Source organism: Limnohabitans sp., from assembly GCF_044361985.1.
In the GTDB taxonomy this organism is placed as follows: domain Bacteria; phylum Pseudomonadota; class Gammaproteobacteria; order Burkholderiales; family Burkholderiaceae_C; genus Limnohabitans_A.
In genome coordinates, this window is the sequence record NZ_JBIKHV010000001.1 from 36974 (window position 1) to 51189 (window position 14216).

At 59.4% G+C, this 14216-nt stretch carries 14 protein-coding genes; 9 read left to right on the plus strand and 5 right to left on the minus strand.

Features of this window, described 5'->3' with window-relative positions; translation table 11 throughout:
- The first annotated feature begins 2 nt into the window (after window positions 1-2).
- From ACIQ3A_RS00170 to ACIQ3A_RS00200, 7 genes are read left to right on the plus strand one after another with little or no spacing between them, the layout of a single operon-like run.
- A complete protein-coding gene (locus ACIQ3A_RS00170) occupies window positions 3-668 on the plus strand; it encodes a TetR/AcrR family transcriptional regulator (RefSeq protein ID WP_396429719.1) in 666 nt (221 codons plus the stop codon).
- Complete coding sequence (locus tag ACIQ3A_RS00175) at window positions 665-1567, plus strand: SDR family oxidoreductase (protein WP_396429720.1); 903 nt, start codon at window positions 665-667, stop codon at window positions 1565-1567. Before ACIQ3A_RS00170 ends, ACIQ3A_RS00175 begins: the two co-directional genes overlap by 4 nt.
- Window positions 1564-3186 carry an acyl-CoA carboxylase subunit beta gene (locus ACIQ3A_RS00180; RefSeq protein ID WP_396429721.1) on the plus strand — a complete coding sequence of 541 codons (1623 nt, stop codon included), beginning with the start codon at window positions 1564-1566 and terminating at the stop codon, window positions 3184-3186. Before ACIQ3A_RS00175 ends, ACIQ3A_RS00180 begins: the two co-directional genes overlap by 4 nt.
- A 23-nt stretch (window positions 3187-3209) precedes the next feature.
- On the plus strand, window positions 3210-4382 hold the full coding sequence (locus ACIQ3A_RS00185; protein ID WP_396429722.1) for an acyl-CoA dehydrogenase family protein: 1173 nt from the start codon (window positions 3210-3212) through the stop codon (window positions 4380-4382).
- Window positions 4379-5188, plus strand: coding sequence for an enoyl-CoA hydratase/isomerase family protein (locus ACIQ3A_RS00190; protein ID WP_396429723.1), 810 nt, complete (start codon window positions 4379-4381; stop codon window positions 5186-5188). The genes ACIQ3A_RS00185 and ACIQ3A_RS00190 overlap by 4 nt, the downstream gene beginning before the upstream one ends.
- An 8-nt stretch (window positions 5189-5196) precedes the next feature.
- The gene (locus ACIQ3A_RS00195) at window positions 5197-7239 is read left to right on the plus strand and encodes a biotin carboxylase N-terminal domain-containing protein (protein WP_396429826.1); all 2043 of its coding nucleotides are present in this window, start codon (window positions 5197-5199) and stop codon (window positions 7237-7239) included.
- Window positions 7229-7372, plus strand: coding sequence for a hypothetical protein (locus ACIQ3A_RS00200; RefSeq protein WP_396429724.1), 144 nt, complete (start codon window positions 7229-7231; stop codon window positions 7370-7372). The genes ACIQ3A_RS00195 and ACIQ3A_RS00200 overlap by 11 nt, the downstream gene beginning before the upstream one ends.
- Window positions 7373-7376: 4 nt before the next feature.
- On the opposite strand, the gene ACIQ3A_RS00205 is transcribed toward ACIQ3A_RS00200, so the two are convergent.
- Together ACIQ3A_RS00205 and ACIQ3A_RS00210 are read right to left on the minus strand one after the other, a co-directional pair.
- Window positions 7377-8372: a sodium-dependent bicarbonate transport family permease gene (locus ACIQ3A_RS00205; RefSeq protein WP_396429725.1), complete on the minus strand. Its 996-nt coding sequence runs from the start codon at window positions 8370-8372 to the stop codon at window positions 7377-7379.
- Window positions 8373-8387: 15 nt separating this feature from the next.
- On the minus strand, window positions 8388-8669 hold the full coding sequence (locus tag ACIQ3A_RS00210) for a zf-TFIIB domain-containing protein (RefSeq protein WP_396429726.1): 282 nt from the start codon (window positions 8667-8669) through the stop codon (window positions 8388-8390).
- 124 nt (window positions 8670-8793) lie between these two features.
- Here ACIQ3A_RS00210 and ACIQ3A_RS00215 point away from each other — a divergent pair, with 124 nt between their 5' ends.
- Window positions 8794-9687, plus strand: a complete 894-nt coding sequence (locus ACIQ3A_RS00215) for a LysR family transcriptional regulator (protein WP_396429727.1) — start codon at window positions 8794-8796, stop codon at window positions 9685-9687.
- Window positions 9688-9740: 53 nt separating this feature from the next.
- Here the strand turns inward: ACIQ3A_RS00215 and ACIQ3A_RS00220 are convergent, their stop codons facing one another.
- Entirely contained in the window at window positions 9741-10688 is a 948-nt protein-coding gene (locus tag ACIQ3A_RS00220) for a TerC family protein (protein WP_396429728.1), read from the minus strand.
- A 223-nt stretch (window positions 10689-10911) separates the two neighbouring features.
- On the opposite strand from ACIQ3A_RS00220, the gene ACIQ3A_RS00225 reads away from it, so the two are divergent.
- Window positions 10912-11046 (plus strand): hypothetical protein, encoded by a 135-nt coding sequence (locus ACIQ3A_RS00225; RefSeq protein WP_396429729.1) that lies wholly within the window; start codon window positions 10912-10914, stop codon window positions 11044-11046.
- Window positions 11047-11151: 105 nt separating this feature from the next.
- On the opposite strand, the gene ACIQ3A_RS00230 is transcribed toward ACIQ3A_RS00225, so the two are convergent.
- Window positions 11152-12321, minus strand: coding sequence for an ABC transporter substrate-binding protein (locus tag ACIQ3A_RS00230; protein WP_396429730.1), 1170 nt, complete (start codon window positions 12319-12321; stop codon window positions 11152-11154).
- A gap of 35 nt (window positions 12322-12356) precedes the next feature.
- Complete coding sequence (locus ACIQ3A_RS00235; RefSeq protein WP_396429731.1) at window positions 12357-14213, minus strand: AMP-dependent synthetase/ligase; 1857 nt, start codon at window positions 14211-14213, stop codon at window positions 12357-12359.
- Window positions 14214-14216: the final 3 nt, after the last annotated feature.

The following is a 14216-nucleotide window of genomic DNA, read 5'->3' on the forward strand; positions in this document are numbered from 1 at the left end:
ACATGACTGAACTGGCAGAACCCAAGCGTGCCCGCGGACGCCCTAAAAAAACCGAAAACGAGCGTGACGACGGCAATCGACGACAGGCGCTGATCTCGGCTGCAGCGCAGCTGTTTCACCGCAAGGGCTACGACGCCACCAGCACCCGCGAAATTGCAGCACGGGTGAACATGCAGCCAGGCTCGCCCTTCTACCACTTTGGTAACAAGCAAGACCTGCTGCTGGCCGTGATGGTGGAGGGCATGAAACAGGCCTTTGAGCGTCAAAGCGCAGCCTGCGCCACACTGAGCACGCAACGAACTGAGCGAGACCGTCTGCGCGTATTGATCCGCAACCAGTTTGATGTACTGCTGGGACCAGACAGCGATTTCATCCCGGTGATGCTGTACGAATGGCGCTCGCTGAACGATGCGCAACGCCAGACCATCACACAAATCAAGGACGATTACGAAGCCGCCTGGACGCCCGTGCTGCAAGCCCTGCACGACAGCGGCCAGCTGCAGGCTCCAGTGGGTCTGGCACGACTGATGATTTTTGGAGCTTTGAATTGGGCGGTGCAGTGGTACGCACCACCTTCCCCGATCAGGGCAGGCCAAAAATCCCGACGTGCATCGCTTGACGAATTGACTGAAGCTGCACTGAGCTTGTTTTTGAGAGGCACCCCATGAGCACCACCACCCCGAAAGCGCATTACCGCTCAGCATTCGCCCCTGCACTGCTGAGCGGACAGGTGCTCATGGTCACAGGTGGCGGCTCGGGCATTGGCCGCTGCACCGCGCACGAGCTGGCGAGCCTGGGAGCGCACGTGGTGCTGGTGGGCCGCAACCCTGACAAGCTGAACATCACCGCGCAGGAGATCACCAGCGACGGGGGTCTGGCCAGCTGGCACAGCACCGACATCCGGCGCGAGGACGATGTGAAAGCCATGGTCGCGCAGGTGGTGCAGCAACACGGCCGCATCCACGGCTTGGTCAACAACGCAGGTGGGCAATACATATCGCCACTGGCCAGCACCAGCGCCAAAGGTTGGCAGGCGGTCATCGACACCAACCTCACCGGCGGTTTTCTGGTGGCGCGTGAGTGCTTCAACCAAAGCATGAATGCACACGGCGGCGTGGTGGTCAACATCGTGGCCGACATGTGGGGTTCGATGCCTGGCATGGGCCACAGCGGTGCAGCACGTGCAGGCATGGTCAGCTTCACCGAAACGGCCGCACTGGAGTGGGCCGCCCACGGGGTGCGCGTGAACGCCGTGGCTCCGGGCTACATCGCCAGCAGCGGCATGGACCATTACCCCCCCGAGGCGGGTCCCATGCTGCGCGAGATGCGCCAGACCGTGCCACAAGGCCGCTTCGGCAACGAAGCCGAAACCTCGGCAGCCATCGTTTTTTTACTCTCGCCTGCGGCCAGTTTCATCAGTGGCAGCGTACTGCGTGTGGACGGTGCCCGCCCCCAGATGCGCATGGGCTGGCAGCAAGCCACGGCGCCAACTGCGGTACAGCAACGCGATGCGGTGAAACCCTTTGACGGCTTTCACCGTGCCGTGACACCCAAGGTTTTCCAATGAAATTTGAATCCACCTGGAACACCCACAGCCCTTTGGCCGTGCAAAGGCGCGAGGCGGGGCTGGCCCGCCTGGCGCAGTGGCAAGCGCTGCAAGCGCGTGCGGCCGAGGCCTCGGCCCGCTCCAAACCGGTGTTTGATAAGCGCGGGCAATTGCTGCCACGTGAACGCGTGGCCTTGTTGCTCGACCCCGGTACACCGTTTTTGCCGCTGTGCGCGCTGGCGGGGTTTTTGCAAGACACGCCAGACCCGACCCAGTCGATTCCAGGTGGCGGCATGATCGCGGGCATCGGCTTTATCGAAGGCGTGCGCTGCATGGTGGTCGCCAGTGATTCAGGCATCGAGGCTGGCGCCATACAGGCCCGGGGCCTAGAAAAAATCCTGCGCGTGCAGGAAATGGCCCTGGAAAACAAATTGCCCTTCGTGCACCTGGTCGAAAGCGCTGGGGCCAACCTGATGCAGTACAAGGTCGAAGGCTTTGTGCTGGGGGGTGCCATTTTTCGCAACCTGGCACGTTTGTCGGCAGCGGGCTTACCCGTGCTCACGGTGCAACACGGCTCGGGCACCGCAGGCGGGGCCTACATGCCGGGCCTGAGCGACACCGTCATCATGGTGCGCGGCAGATCCCGCGCGTTTCTGGCCGGGCCGCCCTTGTTGAAGGCTGCCACGGGCGAATTCGCCAGCGAAGAAGAACTGGGCGGCGCCGAGATGCACACCAGCCTGTCGGGCCTGGGCGAATACCTGTGCGAAGACGATCGCCACGCACTGGGCACCGCGCGCGATGTGGTGTCACGCTGGAACTGGGCGGAGAACACCTCGGCATCTGGCGCTAAAGGCGAAGCCAAACCGCCACGCCATGACCCCGAAGAACTGCTGGGCCTGATGCCTTCCCACCACCGCGAACCCATCGACATGCGCGAGATCATGTTGCGGCTGGTCGACGACTCGGACTTGCTGGAATTCAAATCTCTGTATGGCGCCGCCACGTTGTGCGCGCAAGCGCGCATCGGCGGGCATGCAGTGGGCATCATCAGCAACAACGGACCCATTGATGTGGCCGGAGCCAACAAGGCCACGCACTTCATCCAGTGGATGTGCCAGCTGGGCCACCCGATCGTGTATTTGCAAAACACCACAGGCTACATGGTGGGCAAAGACAGCGAACAAGGCGGCATGATCAAGCACGGCGCCAAGATGATCCAGGCGGTGACCCACGCCAACGTGCCGCAGATCACCCTCCAGTGCGGGGCCTCGTTTGGCGCTGGCAACTACGGCATGTGCGGCCGGGGTTATGCACCACGCTTTTTGTTCAGCTGGCCGGGTGCCAAGACAGCCGTCATGGGCGGCGAGCAAGCCGCCCGCACCATGCAGATCGTGGCCGAGGCGGGCATGGCGCGCAAAGGCATCACGCCTGACCCCGAAAAAATGCAGGCCCAATTCGACAAAATTGTGGCCTTGTTTGAAGCGCAAGCCGACGCGTTTTACACCAGTGGCCTGGTGCTTGACGATGGTGTGATCGACCCCCGCGACACCCGCAGCGTGCTGAGCTTTTGCCTAGACACCTGCCTTGAAGCGGCTGCCAGACAGCCCCGCACCATGCCGTTTGGCGTGGCGCGCATGTAACGCCAAACCCAAGGAGACAAGCCATGCAGTTCACCCACGAGCACCGCGAAATCCAGAACACGCTCAAACGTTTCATCGAGTCTGAAATCAACCCCCATGTGGACGAGTGGGAAGCGGCCGAGATTTTCCCAGCGCACGAAGTCTTCAAGAAAATGGGCAACTTGGGTCTGTTGGGCCTGACCAAGCCCGAGGCCTATGGTGGTGCTGGCTTGGACTACTCTTACAGCATGGCCATGGCCGAGGCACTGGGCCACATCGACTGCGGCGGCATCCCCATGGCCATTGGCGTGCAGACCGACATGGCCACACCCGCACTGGCCCGTTTTGGCAGCGATGAATTGCGCGCACAGTTTCTGGCCCCGGCCATTGCGGGCGACATGGTGGGCTGCATCGGCGTGAGCGAGCCGGGTGCGGGCAGCGATGTCGCAGGCATCAAGACGGTGGCCCGAAAAGACGGTGATGACTATGTCATCAATGGCCAGAAGATGTGGATCACCAACAGCTTGCAAGCCGACTGGATGTGCATGCTGGTGAACACGGGTGAGGGCCCCATCCATAAAAACAAAAGCCTGGTCATGGTCCCTATGCGAGAAAACGGCAAGCTGCTGCCGGGTATCGAGGTGGGCAAAAAGATCCGGAAAATCGGTATGCACAGCAGCGACACCGGGCTGATTTATTTTGACGAGGTGCGGGTGCCCCAGCGTTACCGCATCGGGGCAGAGGGCCAGGGCTTCATCTACCAAATGCAGCAGTTTCAAGAAGAACGCCTGTGGTGCGCCGCCAGTTGCCTGCAAAGCCTGAGCAACTGTATCCAGTGGACGGTGGAATGGGCACAAGAGCGCAAGCTGTTTGGGTCAACCCTGGCCGACCAGCAATGGGTACAGTTCAAGCTGGCCGAACTCAAGGCGGATGTGGAGAGCCTGCGCGCCCTGACCTACATGGCTTGCGAACACTACATTGCAGGCGAAGACGTGACCGAGTGGGCCACCATGGCCAAACTCAAGGCCGGTCGGCTGAACCGCGTGGTGCCCGATACCTGCCTGCAGTTCTGGGGCGGCATGGGCTTCACCTGGGAGAACAAGGTCTCGCGCATGTACCGCGATGGGCGCCTGGCCTCGATTGGCGGTGGTGCCGACGAAGTGATGCTGGGCATCCTGGCCAAGACCATGGGCATTGCCAAACGGCCTTTGAAATGAGCCCGACGCATTTGCTGATCGACCGCCAAGGGGCCGTCGAGACCTGGACCTTGAACGAGCCAGCCTCGCGCAATGCCCTGAACGATGCCATGGTGGACCGTCTGCTGCAGGCCTGTGTGCGGGCTGGGCAAGACGCCTCTTTGCGCATCGTGGTGTTGACCGGTGCAGGGGGTGCCTTTTGCGCGGGGGGCAGTCTGGGTGGCTTTGCCAAGCTGATCGGCCAGCCCCTGCAAACCGGGCAGACCGATCCGCTGCTGGCCATGAACAGAAGCTTTGGTGACTTGCTGCACGCCCTTTGCGCTCTGCCCCAACTGCTGGTCTGCCGGGTCGATGGCGCGGCCATGGGCGGCGGCTTTGGCCTGGTGTGCTGCGCTGACCATGTGGTGGCCACAGCGCGCTCGGTGCTGGGCACGCCAGAAGTCACACTGGGCCTGCCCCCTGCCCAAATTGCCCCCTTTGTGTGGCAACGCCTGGGCGAGAACGCTGCACGCCAATGCCTGTTACAAGGCTTGAGCTACAGCGCTGAGCAAGCACATGCCATGGGCCTGGTGCACGAAGTCATCGAGCTGAGCAACGACACCGCCTGGCAAGCCACTTTGCAGCGTCTGCTGCGTGCAGCCCCCGGCGCGGTGGCCAGCACCAAACAACTTCTGCGCATGCTGCGCAGTCCCATGCCTGATTTGCGCGATGCGGCGGCTCAAGCTTTTGCCCAAGGTCTGCGCAGCACTGAAGCGGCGCAAGGACTGTCCGCGTTTGCCAGCAAACAGCCTGCGCCATGGGCCCAACGCCACGAGGGAAAAAGATGACCCGTTCACTGACCCGCCTGCTGATCGCCAACCGTGGCGAGATTGCCCGCCGCGTGGTGCGCACCGCCCGAGGCATGGGCATTCAAACGGTGGCGGTGTATTCAGACATCGACCGCCACGCCCTGCATGTGCAAGAAGCCGATACCGCCTACGCCCTGGGCGGGGCCTTGTCAGCCGACTCGTATTTGCGCATCGACAAATTGCTGCAGGCCGCACACGCCACAGGGGCCGATGCAGTACACCCGGGCTATGGTTTCTTGAGCGAGAACGCCGACTTTGCTCAAGCGGTGCTGGATGCGGGCCTGACCTGGGTGGGCCCGCCGCCCCAGGCCATTCGGACGCTGGGCAACAAATCGGCTGCGAAGGCGCTGGCACTGGCCCAAGGTGTGCCATGTCTGCCGGGCTATTTCGGCGCAGACCAGAGCGATGCCACCTTCAGTGCGCAAGCGCAACAACTGGGTCTGCCGCTCATGGTGAAAGCGGTGGCAGGTGGCGGTGGGCGTGGGATGCGACTGGTCACCGAGATGCTGCAGTTGTTTCCTGCATTGCACAGTGCCAGGTCAGAAGCACTGGCTGGCTTTGGCCATGGCGACTTGCTGCTGGAACGCGCCTTGCTGCGCCCCCGACACATCGAGGTGCAGATCATGGCCGATGCCCATGGCCATTGCATTCACCTGGGTGAGCGCGATTGCTCGGTGCAGCGTCGCCACCAGAAAATCATCGAAGAGTCACCCAGCCCGGCTGTGTCGCCCGCGCTGCGTGAGCAACTGGGGCAAGCTGCGATCGCGCTGACCCGGTCAGCCGGCTATGTGGGCGCAGGCACCGTAGAGTTTTTGCTGGACAACACACAAGCCAGCCCAGCGTTTTACCTGATGGAGGTGAACACGCGGTTGCAGGTGGAGCATCCGGTGACTGAAATGTGCACGGGGCTTGATCTGGTCGAGTGGCAACTGCGCATTGCCCGCGACGAGCCACTGCCACTGGTGCAAGCCGATGTGCGCCTGCAAGGCCACGCCATTGAGGTGCGCCTGTGCGCCGAAGACGAACACTTCAGCCCACATACCGGTACGGTCAAGCACTTTGCGCCGCCCGCGCTAGATGAAGGCCTGCGCTTTGACCATGCCCTGCACACCGGCGCCGAAGTTACACCACATTACGACGCCATGCTGGGCAAGTTGATCGCGCACGCGCCCACACGTGGCCAAGCCATTGACCGCTTGAGTGCAGGTCTGCAGCAGACCGCCGTGCTGGGCCTGCCCACTAACCGGGCTTTTTTGACTGCGTGTTTGCAGCATCCGGTGTTTGTGGCGGGTGAGGCCTTGATTCCTTTTTTGGCCGATCAAGCCGACACCATTCGAGCGCAATTGCAAGCCAGTCCTGATGCTCAGACTGTGGCTGCAATGGCGGTACTCTTCGCACAACGCCCCCCCGCACAGCACCTGGCCAGCCCATTTGAACGACCGATTCGCATAGACTTTGCAGGGCAGACGCAGCCCTGGCAAGCGGTGCTGCAGGAACTGGGACAAGCTCAGGTTCAGGTGCGGATGGGCCAGACGGGTGCCACGCATCGGGCACAGATTGAACAAGTGCCCACCCCACAAACGGCCCAAATCGGTCCGACCAAAAATCAGCTGGCTGAAGTTCAAACCAGCATGGATCACCACACGCTGAACATCACACTGAATGGCGTGCGTTGGCAAACCCGTGCGGCCCGCACAGCCAGATCGCCAGACCGCTGGCATGTGCAGCTACAAGGTGTTCAAAGCTGCGAACTGTGGCTGACCGAACAAAGCCACAGCGCTCCAGCCAACGGCCCCAACGCACAAACGACGACCCTGCTGCGTGCCCCGTTCAACGGCAAACTGATCGCGCTGCATGTGCGCGAAGGCGACAGTGTGAAGCAAGGCGATGCCTTGCTGGTGATCGAATCCATGAAACTCGAGCACACCCTGACCGCGCCCCGCGATGCCGTGGTGCAAAGCCTTCTGGTGTCTGCAGGCCAGCAAGTGGGTCCCGGTCAGGTGCTGGTGCAATGGCAGGATGCTGCATGAACGCCTCTCATATCCCCAAGGCATTCACAGCCGAAGACCTGCAGACCCATCCGACGGCACCTGGATGGTTGAAATCGGCGGTGGGGTAGAAGAAATCGTGCACGAGTTGGCCGCCAAACAACTGGGGATCTGAACAATCAGCCCAAAAACTTTTGCGCAAAATGCAAATACAGCGGTATTCCCAACAAGATGTTGAAGGGGAACGTCAGCCCCAGCGACATGCCAAAGTAAAGCGACGGGCTGGCTTCAGGAATGGCATGTCGAATGACGGCGGGCACCGCGATGTAAGACGCACTGGCCGACAACACCATCAGCAATGCCGCATCACCTGCCGCCATGCCCAAGAGCCATGACAACAACAAGGCAATGCCCGCATGCACCAAGGGGCCCAGCACGGCATAGACCACCAGCCAAGGCGATTGGCCCTTGAGTTGCCCCATGTTGCGTGCCGCCAGCAGGCCCATATCGAGCAGAAAGAAAGCCAGCATGCCTTTGAACAGGTCGACAGAAAACGGCTTCATCGCAGCCTGGCCCGCTTCGCCCGTCAAAAGACCGATCAGCATGGCGCCCAGCAAAAGTAACTGCGCGCCATCGGTCAGTGCCTCGTGCAGGATGCGACTCAGGGGCGGGTTGCCCGTGACATGGGCGCCGACACTGGCATCCGTCAGGTTGCTGTTCAAGTTGCTGCGGCGGCGCACATGGTTGGCCATGACCACGGCGAAAACGATGGCGGGCGATTCCATGAGGGCCATGGCGGCAGCCATATGCCCGCCAAACACCACGCCCTGGTTGTCCAGGTGCTGGGAAGCCGTGATGAAGGTCACGGCACTCACCGAGCCATAGGTTGCGGCAATGGCAGCGGCGTCAAACCCGGACAAAAACCGGCGCAACACCCCATAGCCGATCAAGGGCACGATGCACGCCATGCCCATTGCGGCCCCCAGACTGATCGCCACATCACTGCTCAAGCCAGATTGCGCGAGCGCAAAGCCGCCCTTGAGGCCCAGCGCCATCAGCAAATACAGTGATAAAAAGCGCGAGATGGGCTGGGGAATTTCCAGATTGGACTTCAACGATCCGGCCAGCATGCCAAAAACAAAGAACAATATGGCGGGATCGGTGAAACTCGTCATGTAGGTGTCAAAACATCAGTCAAAAATTTCATGCAACCAGGATTTTTTGCGTTTGTAAGCGTCACGATCACTGTAGCCGTAGTGCCCCTCACCATGGCCCGGTGAGCGCGTGATGCCTTGTGCTGGCCGCACGGCCTGGACAGGCTGAGCGGTTGTAGCTGCTGCAGCGCGGTCGAGCAGTTTATCCAGCTCACCACGATCGAGCCAGATGCCTCGGCAAGCGGGGCAGTAATCGATTTCAACCCCTTGGCGCTCGGCCATGACCAAGGGGGTATCGTTGCAGGTGGGGCACTTCATGGTGTTTCCTTTGATTTTGGACAGACGCAACATGGCTTTCAATTGAAATGAGGTCCAAAGATACATCCACCTGAACTTCTAAAAAAGCAGATAATTTCGAATTAACCCTCCCTAAAATTCGATCATGAGAACCACCTTTAATTACAAGCACCTTTACTATTTTTGGGTTGTGGCCAAGGAAGGTGGCATCACGCGGGCGGCCGACAAACTGGACATGGCGGTGCAGACGGTGAGTGCGCAGGTGCGTGAACTGGAGCGCTCGCTGGGATACGCCTTGCTCAAGCCCGCCGGCCGGGGGCTGGTGCTGACCGATGCAGGTCTGGCGGCCATGCAGCAGGCCGATCAGATTTTTCAGCTCGGTGAGGACTTGCCTTCCAAAGTGCGCGATGCCGTGAGTTCGCCCACGGTCCGACTGGCGACCGGCATTTCCGATGGTCTGCCCAAACTGGTGGTGCGCCGCCTGATGCAACCTGTGATGGCCGAACCCAACTTGCGCTTGCTGTGCCATGAGGGTGAGTTCGACGACCTGCTGGGCGACCTGGCCTTGCACCGCCTCGATGTGGTGTTGTCCGATCGTCCTGCGCCAAGCCATGCCAACATCAAGCTCTACAACCATGCACTGGGTTCATCTGCCGTGTCTTGGTATGGCACTGCAGCGCTGGTGAAATTGGCCAAAAAGAAATTCCCCGCCAGTCTGGCCGATGTGCCGGTGCTTTTGCCCACAGCCCACACCGCGGTACGCATTCGCATTGACCACTGGTTTGAACAGCACGCCATCCGCCCGCGCATCGTGGGCGAGTTCGAAGACAGCGCCTTGCTCAAGACTTTTGGCGAAAGCGGCATGGGCGTGTTCCCGGCTGCCGAATGGGTGCACGACGAGCTGCTGGCGCACTACGACGTTCAGCGACTGGGCCCTTGTGAGGGTGTAAAGGAAAGCTTCTTTGCCATCGGCACCGAAAAGAAAGTGCAACACCCGCTGGTGCAGCGGCTGTTGCAGGCCTCCGACACAGGGGGCTGAAGCAGGACAGTCTCCTTGGCGGCACGCCAGAGAGGTGTCCTTAGGCCTGCGCATCAGGCCTTTGCAGACCGCACACTCAGCAACATGGTCGCAGCCAGGATACCGACCACCACACCCAAAGAGATGCCTACAGGAATCTTGAAGACATCGATCAGACACATCTTGGTGCCAATGAACACCAGGATCACGGCCAGGCCGTAGTTCAACAGGTGAAACTTGTTGGCCACTGCCGCCAACAAAAAGTACATGGCCCGCAAGCCCAGGATGGCGAACACATTGCTGGTCAGAACAATGAACGGATCGCTGGTGATGGCGAAAATCGCTGGAATCGAGTCGACTGCAAAAATCACGTCGGTCAGTGCGATCAGACAAATCACCATGAACAGGGGCGTGGCAATTTTTTGGCCATTTTCGATCGTCCAGAACTTTTCCCCGTCGTAATTCTTGCTCACTGGCAAAAGCTTGCGCAGCAGTTTGAGCGCCGGGTTGTCATCCAGATCAGGCTCCTTGCCGGCCGCCCACCACATCTTCACACCGGTGAGGATCAGGAAGGCGCCAAACACATACAACACCCAGTGGAATTCGGCCAACAGCCACCCACCGACCAGGATCATCAGGGTGCGCAACACGATCGCACCAATGATGCCGATCATCAGAACCCGCTTCTGGAAATTCGGCGGGACGGCGAAATACGTGAAGATCATCAGGAAAACAAAGATGTTGTCCACCGCCAGAGATTTCTCGATCAGATAGCCCGTCAGGAACTCCAGCGCCTTGGTGTTCGCCATGTCGACTGAGCCCGTGGTGTCCTTGATGGCCCACCAGAAAAGTCCATTGAACAAAAAGCTCAAGGCAATCCAGATCAGGGACCAGTTCAAGGCCTCCTTGACCCCGATGTCGTGGGCGCCCTGCTTTTTGAGCACCACGAAATCGACGAACAGCGACACCAGAACAATCGCCACAAAAGTAAGCCAGAGCCACAGGGGCGCAATGGTTTCCATGAAATACCTCTTTTTAATTCGATCAACAACAGGGGACAAGCCAGGCTTTCCAGAAACCCGCACACAAGCGTTTTGAGCTTTCAAAAACAACCTGACTTGATGACATCTATTTTTACTGAATAAAATCTTATTTCATTCCTAAAAAACAAGAGCTTAAAACTGCATTTACAGAATATTGGGTACGCCCCGGGCCAGGCGCTTGCACTATTTACAGATGAGCTGAATGCAGCGTGTCGCTACTCGGGCGCTGATGGGTATTTTTTATGGTGGACATGGCCCAGACTTGCATCCTCGTCTGATCTGGCATGGCCATGGCCAGTGGCGCAACGACGGCCGAGCCGCCTCGAGTGCCCGATGATTCCATGCAGAAACGCCCTTGTAAAGAGGTTCAGCTAACCATAAAAAAACCGCCAGACCTTTGCAGGCACTGGCGGTTTGTTTCATGCAGCGGCTGCTGCTGGCTTTACTTCTTGTCGCTGAAGTAGCCCGAGGTCACTTTCCAGCGGCCATCGGTGATTTGCGACATGCGCGAAGCGTTGCTGCCCAAACGCTTGGTGGCGGTGAAAGTCATCTCGCCCGTACCGAAAATATCGGGTGGGATCACCATGGTGTCCATGGCCTTGATGATGCTCTCAGTGGTCACGTTGTTGCCGGATTTCTCAACTGCGCGCAAGAACGAGTCAATGGCGTTGTAGCCGTAGACCGAGAAAACGGTTGGATCTTCGTTGAACTTGGTCTTGTACTTGTTGGCCCAAAAACGGATGGGTTGTGCGGCCTCATCCAGATAGGGGTGCTGCGTCGACATGGTGGAATAAAAGCCATTCATGGCGGGGCCGCCCAACTTGTGAATCAGGTCGGTGTAAGAAGCGCTAGAACCGAGGAAGGTCGGGTTGAAGCCCAAGCGACGCGCTGTGGCGATGCCGCCAATGGTTTCGCGGATGATGGTGCCCATGACCACGAAGTCGCACTTGGACGAGGCCAGCTTTTGCATCTGCGAAGCAAAGTCGGTGGCACCGCGTTTGTAGGTGGTGACTTCGGCGAACTGCATGCCCATGGTCTTCAAACCTGCCTCAGCACCACGGAACACTTCCAGACCAAATTCATCGTCCTGGTGCATGGCGCAGATTTGTTTGGCGTTCTTTTCCTTCACCAGAATCGGCACACCCAAGCGCATCTGGTCATAGTAGGTGGCGGCAAAAGAGTACTTGAGCTTGTGGAAGGGCTCGTACATTTCGCGCGCGGCCGTGACCGGGAAGAAGTTGATCACGTTCTTCTGGAATTGCACGGGCATGGCGGCCATGTTCTGGGCAGTGCCAATGTGGCCGATCATGGCAAAAATCTTGTCTTGGTTGACCAGCTTTTGCGCAGCCAGTACGGCGCGGCGTGGGTCATAGGCCGAGTCTTCGACCAGCAGCTTGAACTTGCGGCCATTGATGCCGCCTTGCTCGTTGGCTTCGTCCACACGCAGCATCATGCCCAGGCGCACTTGCTTGCCAAAGCCGGCGAGCGGGCCGGACAAGTCCTGGATGGAGCCGAGCGTGATTTCGGTTTTGGACACGCCTTGCGTCTGGGCCAAGACCGCGCCAGCGGTCAGGGCCAACGCAGCAGCGACGAGGCTGAGTTTGATTTTCATGTTGCAGGTCTCCTGTTGTAGTAAAGGGTAATGGTTCAGCGGTACATGGCCTCGATCTGAGGCGCGTATTTGTTTTCGACCAATTTGCGTTTGAGCTTCATGGTCGGTGTCAGCTCTTCGTCTTCGGCTGTCAATTGTGTGTCAAGCAACCAGAATTTCTTGATCTGCTCAACCCGTGCAAACTTCTTGTTGACGCGGTCGATCTCGGCCTGTATCAGGTTTTGCACCTCGACGCTGTGGGTCAGGCTGGCGTAGTTGGAAAACGGCACATCGTTGTCCTGTGCGTATTTCTCAACGTTTTCCTGGTCGATCATGATGATCACGGTCAGATAAGCCCTTTTGTCGCCAATGACCACGGCATCGGTGATGTAAGGCGAAAATTTCAGTTCGTTTTCGAGTTCACTCGGGGTGATGTTCTTGCCACCAGCCGTGATGATGATGTCTTTCATGCGATCGGTGATGCGGAAAAACCCTTCCTCGTCAACCACGCCCACATCGCCCGTGTGCAGCCAGCCATCGGCATCGATGGTTTCGGCGGTCTTTTCCGGCAAGTTCAGATAGCCCATGAACACGTTGGGGCCACGCACCAAGATTTCGCTGGTCACTGGGTCTAGGCGCACTTCGTTGAATTCGGCAGCCGGGCCAATCGAGCCAGGCTTGATGCGGTCGGCAGGAACACCTGTGGCTGCACCACAGGTCTCGGTCATGCCCCACACTTCCAGCATGGGCAGGCCCAGTGCCAAATACCAGCGCACCAACTCGGGCGAGATGGGCGCAGCACCCGTCACCAGAAACCTGGCACGGTGGATGCCGATCATCTTTCGCACATTGTTCAGCGCCAGCAACCGTGCCAGATGAAAGCGCAGCTTGAGGCTGGCAGGCACAGGCTGGCTCTTGAGCACCAACTCAGCCACCTGATGGCCCACACCGATCGACCAGCCATAAATGGCTTGCTGCAGGCCACCCGCTTCTTTCAGGGCGATCATGACGCCCGAGTAAAATTTTTCCCAGACGCGGGGCACCGCCGTGAACACGGTGGGCGCGATCTCGCGAACGTTCTCAGGCACGGTTTCAGGATTTTCGACAAAGTTGAGTTTGGCCCCGGTGTACAGCGAAAAATACTCCCCCCCCATGCGCTCTGCGATGTGGCACAAGGGCAAAAAGCACATGCACTCGTCGCGCTCGTCTCGGGCGATCAGGGTGTTGTACCCGCGCACGGTGTAGACCAGGCCATGGTGGCTGTGCATGCCGCCCTTGGGTCTGCCGGTTGTGCCTGAGGTGTAAACCAGGATGGCCAGCTCTTCGGGTTTGCATTGGGCTGCGCGCTGCACCAGCAAGTCGGGATGGGTCTTGGCGTGTTCGCGGCCCAAGGCGCGCAGTTCTTTCAGGCTGATGACCTGCGGGTCGTGGAAGTCGCGCAAGCCGTCCATGTCAAACACAACGATCTTGCTCAGCAAGGGCAAGCTGCCACGTACCGCCAGAGCCTTGTCGAGTTGCTCGTCGTCTTCGACAAAAAGAACACGGGTGGCCGAGTCTTCGCAAAGGTAATGCACTTGCTCCGCAGCATCGGTCGGGTAAATGCCGTTGGAAACACCGCCAGCGCTCAGCACAGCCAGGTCGCACAGCACCCACTCGATGTTGGTGTTGGCCAAAATCGAGGCGGTGTGCCGGGCCTCAAAACCTAGCGCCATCAAACCATGTCCGATTTCGCGTACGGCTTGGGCGGTTTGGTCCCAGGTCCAACTGCGCCAGATGCCAAAGTCTTTTTGGCGCATCCACACATTCGGGCCGCGGACAGCCACGGCATTCCAGAAAATGGCGGGGATGGTCTCGCCCGCCATGACGATGTTTTTTTGCGGCGCAATGCCGGAGGTGTCCCAGAGTTGGCTCATGTC

Excerpts from the sequence above, each read along its gene's own strand:
- ACIQ3A_RS00180 (WP_396429721.1), top strand. The coding sequence starts at position 1,564 with ATGAAATTTGAATCCACCTGGAACACCCACAGCCCTTTGGCCGTGCAA.
- ACIQ3A_RS00200 (WP_396429724.1), top strand. The coding sequence starts at position 7,229 with ATGCTGCATGAACGCCTCTCATATCCCCAAGGCATTCACAGCCGAAGA.
- ACIQ3A_RS00235 (WP_396429731.1), bottom strand. The coding sequence starts at position 14,213 with ATGAGCCAACTCTGGGACACCTCCGGCATTGCGCCGCAAAAAAACATC.
- ACIQ3A_RS00175 (WP_396429720.1), top strand. The coding sequence starts at position 665 with ATGAGCACCACCACCCCGAAAGCGCATTACCGCTCAGCATTCGCCCCT.
- ACIQ3A_RS00220 (WP_396429728.1), bottom strand. The coding sequence starts at position 10,688 with ATGGAAACCATTGCGCCCCTGTGGCTCTGGCTTACTTTTGTGGCGATT.
- ACIQ3A_RS00215 (WP_396429727.1), top strand. The coding sequence starts at position 8,794 with ATGAGAACCACCTTTAATTACAAGCACCTTTACTATTTTTGGGTTGTG.
- ACIQ3A_RS00210 (WP_396429726.1), bottom strand. The coding sequence starts at position 8,669 with ATGAAGTGCCCCACCTGCAACGATACCCCCTTGGTCATGGCCGAGCGC.
- ACIQ3A_RS00170 (WP_396429719.1), top strand. The coding sequence starts at position 3 with ATGACTGAACTGGCAGAACCCAAGCGTGCCCGCGGACGCCCTAAAAAA.
- ACIQ3A_RS00205 (WP_396429725.1), bottom strand. The coding sequence starts at position 8,372 with ATGACGAGTTTCACCGATCCCGCCATATTGTTCTTTGTTTTTGGCATG.
- ACIQ3A_RS00190 (WP_396429723.1), top strand. The coding sequence starts at position 4,379 with ATGAGCCCGACGCATTTGCTGATCGACCGCCAAGGGGCCGTCGAGACC.
- ACIQ3A_RS00185 (WP_396429722.1), top strand. The coding sequence starts at position 3,210 with ATGCAGTTCACCCACGAGCACCGCGAAATCCAGAACACGCTCAAACGT.
- ACIQ3A_RS00230 (WP_396429730.1), bottom strand. The coding sequence starts at position 12,321 with ATGAAAATCAAACTCAGCCTCGTCGCTGCTGCGTTGGCCCTGACCGCT.
- ACIQ3A_RS00225 (WP_396429729.1), top strand. The coding sequence starts at position 10,912 with ATGCAGCGTGTCGCTACTCGGGCGCTGATGGGTATTTTTTATGGTGGA.